Annotated in this window: 16 protein-coding genes; all 16 read left to right on the forward strand. The window is 68.7% G+C overall.

The features are described from left to right. The first annotated feature begins 89 nt into the window (after window positions 1–89). The 16 genes from mshL (at window position 90) to GM672_RS16890 (ending at window position 16,205) form a co-directional block, all read left to right on the forward strand. Window positions 90–1,859, forward strand: coding sequence for a pilus (MSHA type) biogenesis protein MshL (gene mshL, locus GM672_RS16815; RefSeq protein WP_371867077.1), 1,770 nt, complete (start codon window positions 90–92; stop codon window positions 1,857–1,859). Then, complete coding sequence (locus GM672_RS16820; RefSeq protein ID WP_155471694.1) at window positions 1,856–3,442, forward strand: tetratricopeptide repeat protein; 1,587 nt, start codon at window positions 1,856–1,858, stop codon at window positions 3,440–3,442. Before mshL ends, GM672_RS16820 begins: the two co-directional genes overlap by 4 nt. 7 nt (window positions 3,443–3,449) lie before the next feature. After that, window positions 3,450–5,144: a GspE/PulE family protein gene (locus GM672_RS16825; protein WP_155471695.1), complete on the forward strand. Its 1,695-nt coding sequence runs from the start codon at window positions 3,450–3,452 to the stop codon at window positions 5,142–5,144. A 1-nt stretch (window position 5,145) separates the two neighbouring features. Beyond that, window positions 5,146–6,360 carry a type II secretion system F family protein gene (locus tag GM672_RS16830; RefSeq protein ID WP_155471696.1) on the forward strand — a complete coding sequence of 405 codons (1,215 nt, stop codon included), beginning with the start codon at window positions 5,146–5,148 and terminating at the stop codon, window positions 6,358–6,360. 1 nt (window position 6,361) lies between these two features. After that, a complete protein-coding gene (locus GM672_RS16835; protein ID WP_155471697.1) occupies window positions 6,362–7,921 on the forward strand; it encodes a hypothetical protein in 1,560 nt (519 codons plus the stop codon). Between the two features lie 34 nt (window positions 7,922–7,955). Next, on the forward strand, window positions 7,956–8,651 hold the full coding sequence (locus GM672_RS16840) for a hypothetical protein (RefSeq protein WP_229417784.1): 696 nt from the start codon (window positions 7,956–7,958) through the stop codon (window positions 8,649–8,651). Then, entirely contained in the window at window positions 8,648–9,109 is a 462-nt protein-coding gene (locus GM672_RS16845) for a hypothetical protein (RefSeq protein WP_155471698.1), read from the forward strand. The genes GM672_RS16840 and GM672_RS16845 overlap by 4 nt, the downstream gene beginning before the upstream one ends. After that, complete coding sequence (locus GM672_RS16850) at window positions 9,099–9,818, forward strand: hypothetical protein (protein WP_229417785.1); 720 nt, start codon at window positions 9,099–9,101, stop codon at window positions 9,816–9,818. The genes GM672_RS16845 and GM672_RS16850 overlap by 11 nt, the downstream gene beginning before the upstream one ends. Next, window positions 9,815–10,537: a prepilin-type cleavage/methylation domain-containing protein gene (locus tag GM672_RS16855; protein ID WP_229417786.1), complete on the forward strand. Its 723-nt coding sequence runs from the start codon at window positions 9,815–9,817 to the stop codon at window positions 10,535–10,537. Before GM672_RS16850 ends, GM672_RS16855 begins: the two co-directional genes overlap by 4 nt. 14 nt (window positions 10,538–10,551) lie before the next feature. After that, entirely contained in the window at window positions 10,552–11,331 is a 780-nt protein-coding gene (locus GM672_RS16860) for an ABC transporter permease (RefSeq protein WP_155471700.1), read from the forward strand. Continuing rightward, window positions 11,331–12,017: a hypothetical protein gene (locus GM672_RS16865; protein WP_155471701.1), complete on the forward strand. Its 687-nt coding sequence runs from the start codon at window positions 11,331–11,333 to the stop codon at window positions 12,015–12,017. The genes GM672_RS16860 and GM672_RS16865 overlap by 1 nt, the downstream gene beginning before the upstream one ends. A 76-nt stretch (window positions 12,018–12,093) precedes the next feature. Next, window positions 12,094–12,666, forward strand: a complete 573-nt coding sequence (locus GM672_RS16870; protein ID WP_155471702.1) for a prepilin-type N-terminal cleavage/methylation domain-containing protein — start codon at window positions 12,094–12,096, stop codon at window positions 12,664–12,666. After that, a complete protein-coding gene (locus GM672_RS16875) occupies window positions 12,663–13,379 on the forward strand; it encodes a histidine phosphatase family protein (protein ID WP_371867078.1) in 717 nt (238 codons plus the stop codon). The genes GM672_RS16870 and GM672_RS16875 overlap by 4 nt, the downstream gene beginning before the upstream one ends. Window positions 13,380–13,478: 99 nt before the next feature. Beyond that, entirely contained in the window at window positions 13,479–13,811 is a 333-nt protein-coding gene (locus GM672_RS16880) for a DUF805 domain-containing protein (protein WP_155471704.1), read from the forward strand. Between the two features lie 87 nt (window positions 13,812–13,898). Next, the gene (locus tag GM672_RS16885) at window positions 13,899–14,972 is read left to right on the forward strand and encodes a phosphotransferase (protein WP_155471705.1); all 1,074 of its coding nucleotides are present in this window, start codon (window positions 13,899–13,901) and stop codon (window positions 14,970–14,972) included. 9 nt (window positions 14,973–14,981) lie between these two features. Next, the gene (locus tag GM672_RS16890) at window positions 14,982–16,205 is read left to right on the forward strand and encodes an acyl-CoA dehydrogenase family protein (protein ID WP_155471706.1); all 1,224 of its coding nucleotides are present in this window, start codon (window positions 14,982–14,984) and stop codon (window positions 16,203–16,205) included. Window positions 16,206–16,242 lie beyond the last annotated feature (37 nt).

Here is a 16,242-nt window from a genome sequence, read left to right on the forward strand (position 1 = left end):
CCACGCCTAAGCTGCCGATCTCGCCGGCCCACGTCAGCGAGCCCCAGCGGCCGCCCGGCGTCATCCCCGAGCCCGTCCAGCAAAGTCCCGTGCTGCCACCGCCGCAGGCCAGCCGCAAGACGGAGACCTACAGCGTCACCGTGCACCGGCTGCCGGTGGCGTCGGTGCTGTTCGCGCTGGCGCGGGACGCCGGCCTGAACATCGACATCCATCCCGCCATCGAAGGCGAAGTGACGTTGAATGCGCTGGACCAGACCTTGCCGCAGCTGCTCGAGCGCATTTCGCGCCAGGTCGACATGCGCTACGAACTGAACGACGGCACCCTGCTGGTGCTGCCGGACCAGCCCCATTGGCGCAACTACAAGATCGACTACGTCAATATCGCCCGCAGCACCAGCAGCAGCGTCAATATCGCCACGCAGATTTCCACCACGGGCGGCGCGGCCGGCAGCACGACCAACACCACCGGGTCGAACACGGGCCAGGGCACGATCGCCAGCGCCGGCACCAGCCTGTCCACGAGCGGCAACAACAACTCGACGACCTCCGTCACGAACCGGGCCGACAATAACTTCTGGCACAGCCTGGAAAAGAACATCCGCGACATGCTGCGCCCGACCAACCTGAACGATACACTGGTCGATCCGCTGGCCCAGTTGCGCGAACAGGCGAGCCAGGGTGCGCAGCAGCAGGGCCAGCAGCCCGGCGCCGTCGGCCAGCCGGGCGCCGCTTATCCGCAACCGTACACCCAGCCGGGCCAGCCCGGATTGCCCGGAGCGGTCACGCAGCCCCAGGGCGACGCCAGCTACCCTGGTGTCCAGGCCAGCGCAGCCCAGACGGCCCGCACGGCCCAGCGCGCGGCGCCGTCCGTCATCATCAATGCCGAAAGCGGTTTGATCGCCGTGCGCGCGACGGGTCGCCAGCACGAAAAGGTGCGCGAGTTCCTCGATATCGTGCAGAACGCGTCGAAGCGCCAGGTGATGATCGAGGCCACCATCCTGGAAGTGCGTCTGTCGGACCAGTACCAGCAGGGCATCAACTGGAAGCGCATCAGCAGCAACGGCGAGTCGATCCTGAGCATGGGCGACATCACGAAAGCGCCGTCGGCCGGCTTCAGCGGCCTGACGACGGGCGTCCTCACCTTCAACTACACCAACCCCGTCACCAAACTGGGCGACATCGCCGCCGCCGTCAGCCTGCTCGAATCGTTCGGCAAGGTGCAGGTGCTGTCGAGCCCGAAGATCAGCGTGATGAACAACCAGACGGCCCTGTTGAAGGTGGTCGACAACAACATCTTCTTCACCTTGAAGGTCACGCCGGCCATCCAGAATTCCTCGGGCGGCATCGCCACCCCGGCCACCTACGAATCGCGCGTCGAGACCGTACCGGTGGGCTTCGTCATGAGCGTCACGCCGCAGATTTCCGATGCCGACGAGGTGACCATCAATGTGCGCCCCACCATCACGCGCATCGTCAGCTACGTGCAGGACCCCAACCCGGAGCTGGCCCGGGCCGGCGTCACCAGCCAGGTGCCCGTGATCCAGGCGCGCGAAGTGGAGTCGGTGATGAAGGTGCACAGCGGCCAGACGGCCGTCATGGGCGGGCTGATGCAGGATTCCGTCGACAACACGAAAAACGGCATCCCGCTGCTGTCGGCGATTCCGGGCCTGGGCAACATGTTCGCCCACCGCAACGAAGGCACCGTCAAGACGGAGCTGGTGATCTTCCTGCGCGCCATCGTCGTCAAGAACCCCACGATGGAGGGCGACTACAAGGACCTGCGTTACCTGTTGCCCGGCAATGAACCCTTGAATCGCCACCCTTACACGACGGCGCCGGTACCGGCGGGACAGCCATGAGCCTCCTGATGCAGGCGCTGAAGAAGGCGGAACGGCTGCACCACGACGGCCTGCCGCCGGAAGAGGCGGACAAGGCCGACGGCCTGGCGCTCGAGCCACTGCTGCCGCCGGCGGCAGCAGCACCGGCTTCGTCCGTGCCGCCGCCCGGCGCCGAAAGCCCGGCAACGGGCACGGAACTGGGCCTGGAGCCGCTGGAACGGGCGGACCGTCCGGCCGCGCCGCCCCCCGCTCCGTCCGAACCGCAGATTCCCCTGGTGCCGGCCGTCGAGGCGGCCTACGATCCCGTGCCGCCCCAGGCCCGCCATGAGCTGCCTGGCACACGCAAGGACGGCGCCCAGCTTCCTCCGGCCTCGCCCGGCGTTGCCAAGTCCGAGGACACGGCTCACGCCGAGCCTGGTGTAGAGGCCTTGGCCAGGCCGGGCCGCCCGGGTGCCTCGTATGCGCGTCCGCCCAATCCGAACCTGCCGCGGCTGCGCATTGCCGCGCTGGGCGGCATCCTGCTGATCATCGTGGCGGCGTTCGCCTATGTGTACTGGAAGGCGACGTCGGCACCCGGTCCCGGCGCCGCCCTGCCGATGGTGCCGATGCCACCGCCGAGCGCCACCGGTGCCACCGGCATCGTCGTCGCCCCCGTGGACCAGCCCTTCGGCCAGGCCGCGAACGCGCAGGACGCGGCGGCCGGCGAACTCGGCCAGCGCCGCGGCGACGAGGGCATGGCGTCGTACGCCCAGCCGCCCGTACAGGATCGGGCCGCCTTGCAGGCCGGCGTGCAGGCCGCGCCTCCCGTGCAGGTCACCGATCCGGAAGCCCAGCGGGCCGAAGCGGAATACATGGCGCGCCAGCAGATGGCCGAACCCGCCCGCAACTCCGAAGCGTCCGTGGCGCGCCCGGCCGCTGCCCCCCCCGATAGCGGCGACGTGCACATCGTGCGCAGCAACGGCGCGGCAATCAACCCCGTCGTGCAGAACGCCTACGCCGCCTTCACCGCGGGCGACTACGCCACCGCGCGCAACCATTACGATATTGCCCTGCGGCAGGACCCGAACAACCGCGACGCCCTGCTGGGCAGCGCCGCCGTCGCGCTGCGCGACAACCGGGGCGAACAGGCCGCCGCCGTGTATGCCCGGCTGCTGCAGCTGAACCCGAACGACCCGGACGCGCTGGCCGCCCTTGTGTCCATGCGCGGCGGCGACGCCACCCGCGCCGAGTCGCGCCTGAATGACGTGCTGAAGACCCAGCCGGAGGCGGCCCCCGTGCTGTTTGCCCTGGGCAACCTGTACGCGCGCCAGGGCCGCTGGCCGGAAGCCCAGCAGAGCTACTTCCGCGCCTATACGGCCGCACCCGGCAACCCGGACTATGCCTTCAACCTGGCTGTCGGGCTGGACCGCTTGAACCAGGGCCGCCTGGCCATCACCTATTACCAGAAGGCCCTGGCATTGAACGGGACGGCCGGCTTCGACCGGGCCGCCGTGCAGCGCCGCCTGCAGGAACTCCAGGCCGCCGTGCGTCCCGGTGCAGGCGTGGCCACGGTCGGCTCGGCACCGGCCACGTCGGCGGCCGTGCCGGCGCCCGGCGACAACTGATTGCTACATGGTACAAGCAGAAAAAATACCCCTCGGCCGGCAACTGATCAGGAAAGGCGTCATCAGCGAAGATCAGCTGCGCATCGCCCTGACGGAACAGAAGCGCAGCAGCGAGCCCCTGGGTCGCCTGCTGATCTCGCTTGGCTTCGTCACGGAAGCCACCGTGCGCGAGGCGCTCAGCGAAAACCTGAATACCCAGTCCGCCGACCTGAACAGCCTGGTCGTCGACGGCATCGCCTTGAAGCTGATCCCGAAGGACGTGGCCAAACGCTACAGCGTCTTCCCCATCGTCTACGAGCGCAATACGGACAACCTCGTGCTGGCGATGTCGAACACGAGCAATATCGTGGCGCTGGACCAGATCCACGCGATGCTGGTCAAGGGCATCACCATCACGCCGCTGCTGGTCAACGAGTCGGACATCCAGCGCGCCATCGACCAGTACTACGGCTTCGAGCTGTCGATCGACGGCATCCTGCACGAAATCGAAACGGGTGAAGTGCCCTACCAGGGCACGTCCGACGAATACAGCCACCCGATGGTGCGGCTGATCGACGCGCTGCTGGCTGATGCCGTGCAGAACGGCGCGTCGGACATCCACTTCGAACCGGAGCAGGGTTTCCTGCGCATCCGCTACCGCATCGACGGCATCCTGCGGCAGATCCGCAGCCTGCACAAGTCCTACTGGCCGGCCATGGCCGTGCGGCTGAAGGTCATCAGCAACATGAATATCGCGGAAACGCGGGCGCCCCAGGACGGCCGCATCGCCATCCGTTTTTCCGGCCGCCAGATCGACTTCCGTGCCAGCGCCCAGCCCACCACGCACGGCGAGAACTTCGTGCTGCGCGTGCTGGACCGGCAGAAGGGCATCGTGCCGCTGGACGGGCTGGGGCTGGCCGAGCAGGAGCTCGACGTGCTGCGCCTGATGATCGCCCGCCCGGACGGCCTCATCCTCGTCACGGGCCCTACCGGCAGCGGCAAGACGACGACCCTGTATTCGATCCTGAACCACATCAATACGGAAAACGTCAACATCATGACGTTGGAAGATCCCGTCGAGTACCCGATGAGCATGATTCGCCAGACGTCCGTCAACGAATCGACCAAGCTGGGCTTCGCAGACGGCATCCGTTCGATCCTGCGCCAGGACCCGGACGTCATCCTCGTCGGTGAAATCCGCGACAAGGAGACGGCCGACATGGCGCTGGCGGCGGCGATGACGGGCCACCAGGTCTATTCGACCCTGCACACCAACTCGGCGGTGGGCGCGATTCCCCGCCTGCTCGATATCGGCGTCATCGCCGATGTGCTGGCCGGTAACGTCATCGGCATCATCGCCCAGCGCCTGGTGCGCCGGCTGTGCCCGCACTGCCGGGCACCGTTCACGGCCGACACGCTGGAACGGCGGCTGCTGGGGCTGGCCCCGGAGGCGCCGCCGGCCACCTTGTACCGGGCCGTCGGCTGCGAACGCTGCGCCCACCAGGGCTACCGGGGCCGCCTGGCCATCATGGAACTGCTGCGCATGAATGCCGAGCTGGACGAACTGGTGGCGCGGCGCGCCTCGCTGCGCGAACTGCGCAGGGCCGCCAACGCCAGCGGTTTTCGCACCCTGGTGGACGACGGCATGCGCCGCGTGCTGGAAGGCGTGACGACCCTGGACGAGGTGTCGCGCGTGGTCGACCTGACGGACAGGCTGACCTGACATGCCGAACTTCCTGTACCGGGCCATGGACGCCAGCGGCCAGATCGTGCCGGGAAATATCGATGCGATCAATGCGCTCGACCTGGAACTGCGCCTGTCGCGCATGGAGCTGGACCTGATCGACTACCGCCAGGCCCGCCAGCGGGTGCAGGTGGCCGGCGCACTGGGGCGGCGCACCGTCACCTTGCGCGACCTGATCAATTTCTGTTTTCACATGGAACAGATGGCCAGCGCAGGCGTGCCGCTGCTCGAAGCGCTGAACGACCTGCGCGACAATATGGACCACCTGCGCTTTCGCGAGATCATCACCGACATGATCGAAAGCATCGAGGGCGGCATGCAGCTCTCGGCGGCGCTGGCGGCCCACCCGGACGTGTTCGACCTGACGTTTACGAGCCTGGTGCGCGCGGGCGAGGCCAGCGGCAAGGTCAACGAAGTCTTCCGCGACCTGTCGGACAGCCTGAAATGGCAGGACGAACTGGCCGCCCAGACCAGGAAGATCGTCACCTACCCCAGTGTCGTGCTGGTCGTCGTCACGGCCGTGACGTTCTTCCTGATGATCTACCTGGTGCCGCAGCTGACGGCCTTCATCGGCAATATGGGGCGCGAACTGCCGCTGCACACGAAGGCCCTGATCGTCGTGTCGAATGTGTTCATCGGCTACTGGTATTTGCTGATCGGCCTGCCCGTCGCGGCCTGGTTCGCGATACGCTGGCGCATCGAGCGCAGCGAACGCACGGCGTACGCCTTCGACCGCTTCAAGTTGCACGCGTGGGTGGTCGGCCCCGTGCTGCACAAGATTATCCTGGCACGCTTTGCAACCTTCTTCGCCATGATGTACGCGTCGGGCATCACCATCCTCGAATGCATCCGCCTGTCCGAGGGCATTGTCGGCAACCGGGTCGTGGCCCAGGCGCTGCGCCGCGCCGCGCGGCTCATTTCGGACGGCCACAGCGTCACCGCGGCCTTCGCCACCACGGGCCTGTTCCCGCAACTGGTGATCCGCATGCTCAAGGTGGGCGAGGCCACGGGCGCGCTGGACGGTGCGCTGCGCAATGTCGCCTACTTCTACAATCGGGAGGTGCGCGAACAGGTCGAGCGGGTGCAAGCCATGATCGAACCGGCCATGACCCTTGTGCTGGGGCTGCTCCTGGGCTGGATCATGCTGTCGGTGCTGGGGCCGATCTACGACACGATCAGCGCGATCAGGATCTGACATGTTCCCAAAACAGCTTTTCTACCTGACCAGCGAACAACTGCAGGCCTGGCAATGGCAACGGGGCGCGCTGTCGGCACCGGTGGTGTTTGCCGCCACGCGCGCCGGGGTCGAGGAATTCCGCGCCTACCTGCGCGAAAACAGCACGCGGCCGGCCTACCTCGTCGTCGATGTCATCGAGGAGGATTTCACCCGCCACCTGATGCCGCACGTGGGCGGCAAGCCGGGCCGCAGCCTGCGCCAGCGCCGCCTGTTCCAGCAGTACCGCGAGAGCCCGTTCCGTACGGCGCTGGTGCAGGGCCGCAGCGAGGAAGGCCGGCGCGACGACATCGTACTGCTGACGGCCCTGACCAATCCGGCCCTCGTCACGCCATGGCTCGACGCGATGGAGGCGGCCCATGCGCCGCTGGCCGGCGTCTACTCGGCCACCTTGCTGGCGCCGGCCCTGCTGGACAAGCTGGAGATGCAGCGCCCCAACCTGCTCCTGGTGACGATGCAGTCGGGCGGGCTGCGCCAGACCTACCTGCGCGACGGCCAGCTGAAATTCTCGCGCCTCGTGCAGCCCACCGAAGGCACCGACGTGGCCGCGGCCATCGAGCCGGAGACGAGCCGCACGCAGCAGTTCCTGACGAGCGTGCGCCTGCTGGAGCGGGACGAGATGCTGGACGTGCTGGTGCTGATGCCGGCCGGCGTCGTCGAACAGCTGGGCCGGGTCTGCGAGAACGGTCCCCATACCACCTTCCACTTCGTGCCGCTCGACGCGGCCGCCGCCGCCCTGCAGATGGACGGCGTCCCGGAGCGCGCCGACGAAGTGCTGCTGTACCTGCTGGCGCGCGGCGAACCGGACAGCCACTACCCGCTGGGCGAGCGGGGCGGCGACTACCTGCTGTGGCGCCAGCGTCTGTCGCTGTATGCGTCCAGCGCCGTGCTGGGCGCCGTCTGCGTGGCCTGGACCGTCACCAACCTGGTCGGCTACAACGTCGCCCAGGGCAATGCCCGGGGCCTGCGCTCGGAAACGGCGCACTACCAGGCGGCCTACCGCAACAGCATGTCGAGCATGCCGCCGGCCCTGGACAAGACGGCCAACATGAAGGCGGCCGTGCAGATCGAGCGCATGGTGGCCCAGCAGGGGCCATGGCCCCTGCACATGCTGACGATGGTCAGCGATGCGCTGGAAAAGTCACCGCAGATCCAGCTCACGGAGCTGGAATGGCGCGCCACGGTGCCGGGCGCGCCGACGGAAACGGCGCCGGGCGCCGCCCCCGGCACGCCTACCCTGGTGGCCCCGACGTCGTCGCTGGCGCTGGGCATCCCGAAGGCGCCGCCACAGACCTTGCGGCTGCAGGCCGAAGTTTTGGCCGGCAAGGACAATTACCGGACCGTACTGATCAGCATGAACGCGTTTGCCCAGCGCCTGGCCGGCCTGCCCCGCGTCACCGTGGAGATCGCCGAACTGCCTTTCGATATTCGCCCGAACGCCAAGCTGAGCGGCAGCGTCGGCCGCGCCGGCACGGCGGAAAGCCGGGCCCGTTTCACACTCGACCTGGTGTGGACACCATGATGACGACCCGCCGCAATACCGAAGGACGATCCGCATGAACATCGATACGCCCTCCCCCGGTGTCGGCTCGGCCACGCGCCGCGCGCCGAACACGCGGCCGCGCGTGCCGCTGCCGTTCTGGATCCGCCATTTCGGCCGCGTGCGCACGGCCTTCATCACGCTGGGCGTGACGGCCTCGTTGACGGTCGCCAGCGTGGTGGTGAGCTACTGGCAGCTGTACGATGCCCGCACCGCCGAGGCGCAGGCACGCGACGCGCGCGACATGGCGCGCCAGAGCTTCGTCCACGTCGAGGCGGAAAAGGAAGATATCCGCACCTACCAGCCCCTGTTCACGGAACTACGCCAGCGCAACTTCGTCGGCATCGAGAACCGCCTGGAATGGGTCGAGGCGATCCGGCAGATCAAGGAGCAGCGTCACCTGCTGCCGCTGACCTATGAGATCGACCCGCAGCAGCCCTACAAGCTGGTGGGCCCCGTCGCGACGGGCCGGTATCAGCTGCGGGGCAGCCGCATGACGGTGCACCTGGACATGCTGCATGAGATGGACCTGCTCAATTTCCTGGCCGACCTGCGCCAGCGAGGCGTATTTACCGTGCAGGCCTGCACCATTCGCCGCGCCGCCAGCGCCGGCAATACGCCGCTGGCCGCGGGCATGACGGCCGACTGCACCTTGAACTGGCTGACCTTGACGCAGCCGGCCGCCACGCGCGTGACGGGAGCGCGCCCATGAGCGCCGTTCGCGCGCGCCTGGCCGCGCTGGCCGTGCTGGCCACGCTGGCCGTGCCGGCAGCGGCCCAGACGACATTCACGACGATGGGCCGCCTGTTTACGACGCCGGCCGACCGCATGCGGCTGGACCAGCAGCGCAACGCCGCCGACCTGCGCGGCCAGTACCTGACCGGCGAAGGCGCGGCCGCCCAGAATGCCCAGGCCGGCATGCCCGCGCCCGCCGATGCCTACAGCCCGCCACCGCCACCGCCGGCGCCAAGGCCCGTGCACCTGGGCGGCGTGGTACGCCGCAGCGACGGCAGCGCCACCGTCTGGGTCGACAAGGTGCCGCACGAGACCCGCATGCCGGCAGCATCGGCGGGCAAGGGCATCACCGTCGATATCGAAGGGCGCAGCGTGCAGCTCAAGCCCGGCCAGACCTACGATCCCGCCAATGGCACGGTCATCGATGCGCACTGACCGCCGCCGCCAGCGGGGCGCGGCGCTGTTGCTGCTGCTGAGCGTGTCCAGCGTCGCCTTTGCCGCCGTGCTGATCGGCGTCTTCGGCCGGGGCGACCACGAACGCCGACGCCAGCAGCAGACACTGGTGCGCATGGCCGCCGCGACGGACGCGCTGACGGGCTTTGCCGCCACCCACGGCCGGCTTCCGCGCCCGGCCGTCTCGGCCACCGACGGCCGCGAAACGGACGAGGCCTGTGCCGACGAGGCCGCATGCAGCGGTTTCCTGCCGTGGGTGACCCTGGGCATCGACGGCACCGACAGCTGGGGCAAGCGCCTGCGTTACAGCGTCACGCCCCTGTACACGACGGCGCCCATCGTGCGTCTTTCCTCGGTGCCGACGAAACGGCTGCTGTCGCGCGACGGCAATGGCGCGCTGCGTTACGTGGTCGGCCAGGAAACCTGCACCCTGGCCACGGATTGCGCACCGGCCGTCGTGTTCTCCCAGGGCCGCGACAATCTCGGCACGGGCGCCGACGGCCGGCCCCAGGCCAATGGCGCCCGTGCCAATATCGACGAACTCGGCAACGACGAGGGGGTGCTGGAATTCGTCCAGCGCCCCGCCAGCGCCGATCCGCGCGCACCGGGCGGGCCGTTCGACGACGTGGTGGTCGCGCTGCCGCTGCAAAGGCTGTACGACAGGATGGCCGCGGCCAGGACGCTGCCATGACCGCCATGCATGCCCCCCGCGCACGCCTGGAAGGCTTTACCCTGGTCGAAGTGGCCGTCGTGCTGATCGTCGTCGGGCTCTTGATCGGCGGCCTGATCTCGCCCATCTCGACCCAGCTGGAACAGCGCCGCATCGCCGACACGCGCCGGGCAATGGAAGAGGCGCGCGAAGCGCTGATGGGTTTTGCCGTGCTGAACGGTTACCTGCCCTGCCCCGCCGCGTCCGCCGCCAGCGGCCTGGAAGACCGGGCCGGCGACGACTGTACGGGCGGGCGCCGCATCGGCTTCCTGCCATGGGCCACCTTGGGCGTGAACCGGCTCGACAGCTGGGGCCACCTCTACCTGTACAGCGTCTCGCCCGGCTTCACGGACAGTGCGACGCGCTTCCGGCTCAATACGCCGCGCGACATCACGATCGCCACCCGCGACGCCGCCGGCAACCTGGTGGCGGCCACGGCACCGGGCGATATTCCCGCCGTGCTGCTGTCGTCCGGGCGCAACGGCTACGGCGGTTTCAGCGAGCTGGGCATCCGGACCGCCCCGGCCCCCGCCAATCATGCCGACGAGCGTGCCAACACCATCACGGACGGGTCAGCCTTCGTCGGACGCGACGCCAGCGACAATCCCGCCACCCCGGGCGGGCCATACGACGATATCGTACTGTGGCTTTCGCCCAACATCCTGTTCAACCGGATGGTGGCAGCGCAACGCCTGCCATGAGGGACGGGTCGCGCATGCCCCGCTGGGGCACCTTGCGTGCCGTGCGCGCCATCGCTGCCGCCACCGTGCTGGAGGCGTGGCGCAGCCAGCTGCCGTGGCTGCTGGCCGGGCTGGCGGCCGTTGCCGCGGCGCTGGCTGTGTTCCTGCATGGCGTGGCGCTGGTCGAGGCCGGCCCGACCCGGCTGGCACTGCTGGCGGCCCTGCTGCGCCTGGCCACGGCCGGCATCGTCGCCACGCTGGCCGTGGCCGGTACGGTACGCGAAGCCCAGGACAAGCAGGCTGAGCAGCTGCTGACCCTGCCCATTGCCCGCGCCGCCTGGCTGTGCGGCCGCCTGGCCGGCTTCGGCGCCGTTGCCCTGCTGCCGGCGCTGCTGGCGCTGGCCATCCTGCTGCCCGCGACGACCTCCCTTTGGCCGGCCCTGCTGTGGGCCGCGACACTGCTGTGCGAGCTGTGGATCGTCGCCGCTTTCGCCACCTTCTGCGCGCTGGGACTGGGCAACGTGGCACCGGCCCTTTGCGCCACGTTCGGTTTCTACGCACTGGCGCGCAGCCTGACGGCCCTGCAGCTGCTGGGTGACACGACCGCCCGTGACGCAGGCACGCGCCTGCTGGCGCTTGCCACGGACGTCGTGGCCTGGCTGTTGCCGCGGCTGGATGGCTTCGCCCGCACCGAGTGGCTGCTGTACGGCACCGGTACGCCGTCGGACCTGGGAGCCGTGCTGGTCCAGACCGTCCTGGCGCTGCTGCTGCTGCTGGCCGCCAGCCTGTTCGACTTGTACCGCAGGCAATTCTGATGGCACTGCGGCCCGCTCCCCGATGGATCGGTCTCCTGCTGGCCGGCGCGCTGGCCGCGCACATCGGCTGGCAGGCCATCCGGCCCGCTGCCCGGCCCGTCGCGGCCGCCCTGCCGCCAGCGCCACCTCCGCCCCTGTTGCGCCTTGCCAGCCTGGGCGACGATGCCGCCCTGGCCCGGGTGCTGATGCTGTCGCTGCAGGCATGGGACGAACAGGCCGGCGCCAGTCAACCGCTGCATGCCCTCGACTACGGCCGCGTGGTTGGCTGGCTGCGGGGCGCGCTGCTGCTGGACCCGCGCAGCCAGTATCCGCTGGCCGCGGCAACGGGGGTGTACGGCGCCGTGCCCGATCCGGCCCGGCTGCGCATCATGCTCGATTTCGTCGAGCAGGCCTTTGCTGCCGACCCGGCCCGGCGCTGGCCGTGGATGGTGCAGGCGGCCCTGCTGGCCCGGCACCGGCTGCACGACTTGCCGCGGGCGCAGCGCTACGCCCGGGCCGTGCGGACGCTGGCGCCGCAGGCGCCGCCATGGGCCCGGGAACTGGAAATCTTCGTGCTGCAGGATATGGGTGAGCTGGAGGCGGCGCGCACCGTCGCGGGGGCGCTGCTGCAGGGCGGCGACGTGCGCGATCCGGCCGAACTGCGCTTCCTGCAACGCCGGCTGGAAGCGCTGGAGCGGCAGCGATGACCCGCCACACTGTTTCTGCTGCGCAATCGCCTGCCGCCTAGTAAGATACGTGGAATCTGCAAAATGGAGTTCTTACATGTCACGACCCCAACTTCGCACCAAGGCAGGTGCCGGCTTCACCCTGGTGGAAATCGCCATCGTCCTGGTCATCATCGGACTGCTGCTGGGCGGGGTGTTGAAGGGGCAGAGCCTGATCGACAACGCCAAGGTGAAGAACGTGATCCAGCAATCGACGTCGCTGCAGGCGGCCGTCAATGCCTACCAGGATAAATTCCGCGCCCTGCCCGGCGACGACGCCCAGGCCATCGCCCACGTGCCCGGCGCCAGCGGCAACGGCAACGGCGACGGCCAGATCGCCGAATACCAGCTGGCACCCCAGCACCTGGCGCTGGGCGGCTTCATCACGGGCTCGTTCAACGGCACCACCGACTTCATGACGAGCGCCCAGGGCGGCGCCGTCTACGTCTTCAACGACGTCGTCGGCAACCGGGGTGGCAACGGCATCCGCTTCGACAACCTGCCCGACACCTTCTCCGAGCAGCTCGACTCCAAGCTCGACGACGGCAAGGCCGACAGCGGCGCCGTGCGCGCCACCGGCCCCTACACGAACAACGGCACCATCATCACCCGCACGGCGGTCTTCTTCTGATGCCGGCGCCCCTGTCCGGCCGCCGCCGTATCTACCTGATGCGCCACGGCAGCGTCACCTACTTCGATGCCGCCGGCAAGCCCTTCCTGCCCGAGACGGTGCCCCTGAACGAGGACGGCCGCGCCCAGGCCGCCAGCGCCGGCCGGGCCTTCGCCACCCAGGGCCTGCGCTTCGACCGGGTCGTCGTGTCGGGCCTGCCCCGCACCGTCGAGACGGCGCAGCGGGTACTGGCCGAGACGGGCCAGGCCATCGACATCGAACAATGGCCGGAGCTGGTGGAAATTCGCGGCGGCCGGCTGTCCGCCATTGCCGACGCCGACCTGCACGAGGCCTTCACGGGCGCCTTCGACGGCCTGGTGGCCGAACACAAACGCTTCCTCGGCGGCGAATCCGTGGCCGAGCTGATAGACCGCGTGTTTCCCGCGCTGGCGCGCCTGCGCGCCGATCCGGCCTGGGACACGGTGCTGCTGGTGCTGCACGGGGGCGTCAATCGCGCCATCCTGTCGTATGCGCTGACGGGGCAGCGCCTGTTCCTGGGCAACCTGGCGCAGGCGCCCGGCTGCATCAACGCCCTCGACGTGGGCAGCGCGCCGGCCGACTGGGTGGTGCGCTTCTCGAACTTCGCGCCGCCGGCGCCGCTGCACCCGGACACGCGCAGCACGACGATGGAGCAGTTGCTGGCGCAGTACCTGAAGTCGCGCAGGAGCGCCTAGGAAGGCCGGCGCCGGTGAGAATGTGTGTATTTTGCAAGCCTGCCGCCGTGGTATGTTGCCGGTTCATTCAACCACCTGCCGCCAGGCACCGCGAGCGCCATGACCTTCACCGAATCGATTACCACCTGCTTCAACAAATACGCCACCTTCGACGGCGTCGCCACCCGCTCGGAATACTGGTGGTTCGTGCTGGCCTGCTGGATTGCGTCCCTGCTCGTCGGCATGGTCAGCAACAATCTTGCCATCGTCGTCAACCTGGCCACGATCGTGCCGTCGCTGGCGGCCGGCTGCCGCCGCCTGCATGATACGGGCCGCAGCGGCTGGTGGCAGCTGCTCGGACTGGTGCCCGTGATCGGCTGGATCGTGCTGATCGTGTTCATGGTCCAGGAAGGCAAGCCGAACCGCTACGACGTCACGGCGGCCCAGGCCTGAACGCTGCCGAAAAATAAATAGCACGCCCGTTCGCTCTTCCGGCACTTCCGCGCTAGAATCCTGAGACAACAATTCACAGGAGACTGCATGTTCGAGGAATTCATGGGCACCAAGCCCGTGTCGGAGCGGCACCGCTTCGACACGGCCGCGCTGGACCGGTGGCTGCGCGCGCACGTGGACGGCTACCCCGCCGCTGGCGAGCTCACCGCCACCCAGTTCAAGGGCGGCCAGTCCAACCCCACCTTCAAGCTGGCCATCGGCGAGGCCCGCTACGTGCTGCGCACCAAGCCGGCGCCGGCCGCCAAGCTGCTGCCGTCGGCCCACGCCGTGGACCGCGAATACCGCGTGATGGACGCGCTGAACAAGGCCGGCTTCCCGGCGCCCCGCCAGTACGCGCTGTGCCTGGACGAGGACGTCATCGGCCGCGCCTTCTACGTGATGGAGTTCGTCGAGGGCCGCGTGCTGTGGGACCAGGCGCTGCCCGGCATGACGCCGGCCGAGCGGGCCGCCATCTACGACGAGCAGAACCGGGTCATCGCCCAGCTGCACACGTTCGACTACGCCGCCATCGGCCTGGCCGACTACGGCAAGCCCGGCAATTATTTCGGCCGCCAGATCGAACGGTGGAGCAAGCAGTACGTGGCCTCGCAGACGGAAACCATCGACGCGATGGACCAGCTGATTGCCTGGCTGCCCGCGCATATTCCACCGGGCGACGACACGGCCATCGTCCATGGCGACTACCGGCTCGACAACATGATCTTCCACCCCACCGAGCCGCGCATCCTGGCCGTGCTGGACTGGGAACTGTCGACCCTGGGCCACCCCTTCGCCGACTTCAGCTACCACTGCATGAGCTGGCACATCGAGCCGGGCCAGTTCCGCGGCATCGCCGGTCTGGACCTTGCCGCGCTGGGCATCCCGTCGCAGCAGGAATACATCGCCCGCTACGCCGAGCGCACGGGCCGCACGATCCGCCTGCAGGACTTCAACTTCTACCTGGCCTTCAATATGTTCCGCCTGGCCAGCATCATGCAGGGCATCATGAAGCGCTATGTGGACGGCACCGCCGCCAGCGCCCAGGCCTTGGAGTCGGGCAAGATGGCGCGGCCGATGGCCGAACTGGCCTGGGCCTACGCCCAGGGCAAATCAATCGCTTAAGGGGACGGCATGGACTTCGAGTATTCCGCACGCTGCACCGAACTGCAGGCCAGGCTGCTGGCCTTCATGGACCAGCACATCTACCCCCGTGAAAACGCCTTCTACGCCGAGGTCGACGAGAACGGCCGCGCCCAGGGCAACCGCTGGCTGCCCACCGCGCTGATCGAGGAACTGAAACCGCTGGCGCGCGCACAGGGTTTGTGGAACCTGTTCCTGCCCCGCTCGCCCCGCGCCCCGGAAGGCCTGTCGAACCTGGACTACGCGCCCCTGTGCGAGATCATGGGCCGGGTGCCGTGGGCGCCGGAGGTGTTCAACTGCGCCGCGCCCGACACGGGCAATATGGAAACCCTGGAGCGCTATGCCAGCGAGGCGCACAAGGCCGAATGGCTCGAACCCCTGCTGCGCGGCGAGATCCGCTCGGCGTTCGCGATGACGGAGCCCGGCGTGGCCTCGTCGGACGCCACCAATATCGGCACGGCCATCGTCCGGAATGGCGACGACTACGTCATCGACGGCCACAAATGGTGGATCTCCGGCGCGGGCGACCCGCGCTGCAAGCTCTTCATCGTCATGGGCAAGACGGACCCGGACGCTCCGCGCCACCAGCAGCAGTCGATGATCCTCGTCCCCGCCGACACGCCGGGCATCACCATCGTGCGTCCGCTGCCCGTGTTCGGCTACGACGACGCGCCCCACGGCCACTGCGAGATCCGCTTCGAGAACGTGCGCGTGCCGGCGGCGAACCTGTTGCTGGGCGAAGGGCGGGGTTTCGAGATCGCCCAGGGCCGCCTGGGACCGGGCCGCATCCACCACTGCATGCGCGCCATCGGCGTGGCCGAACGGGCGCTGGAGCTGATGTGCCGCCGCTTGAACGCGCGCGTGGCCTTCGGCAAGCGCCTGTCCGAACAGGGCGTGTGGCGCGAGCGCATCGCCGAGGCCCGCATCCGCATCGACACGGCACGCCTGTTGACCCTGAAGGCGGCGTGGCTGATGGACACAGTCGGCAACAAGTCGGCCCAAGCCGAGATCGCGATGATCAAAGTGCTGGCACCCAACGTGGCGCAGGACGTGCTGGACTGGGCCATCCAGGCCCACGGCGCGGCCGGCGTGTCGGGCGACTTCCCGCTGGCCTACCAGTGGGCCGCCAACCGCACCCTGCGCCTGGCCGACGGCCCGGACGAAGTGCACCGCAATGCTATTGCCAAGCTGGAGCTGGGGAGGCATGGCGTTTGAGCCAAATAGTGGCATGCCCGCACCACGCAGCCTCCGC

The sequence above is a fragment of the Pseudoduganella buxea genome, assembly GCF_009720835.1.
Classification (GTDB): Bacteria; Pseudomonadota; Gammaproteobacteria; order Burkholderiales; family Burkholderiaceae_D; genus Rugamonas; species Rugamonas buxea.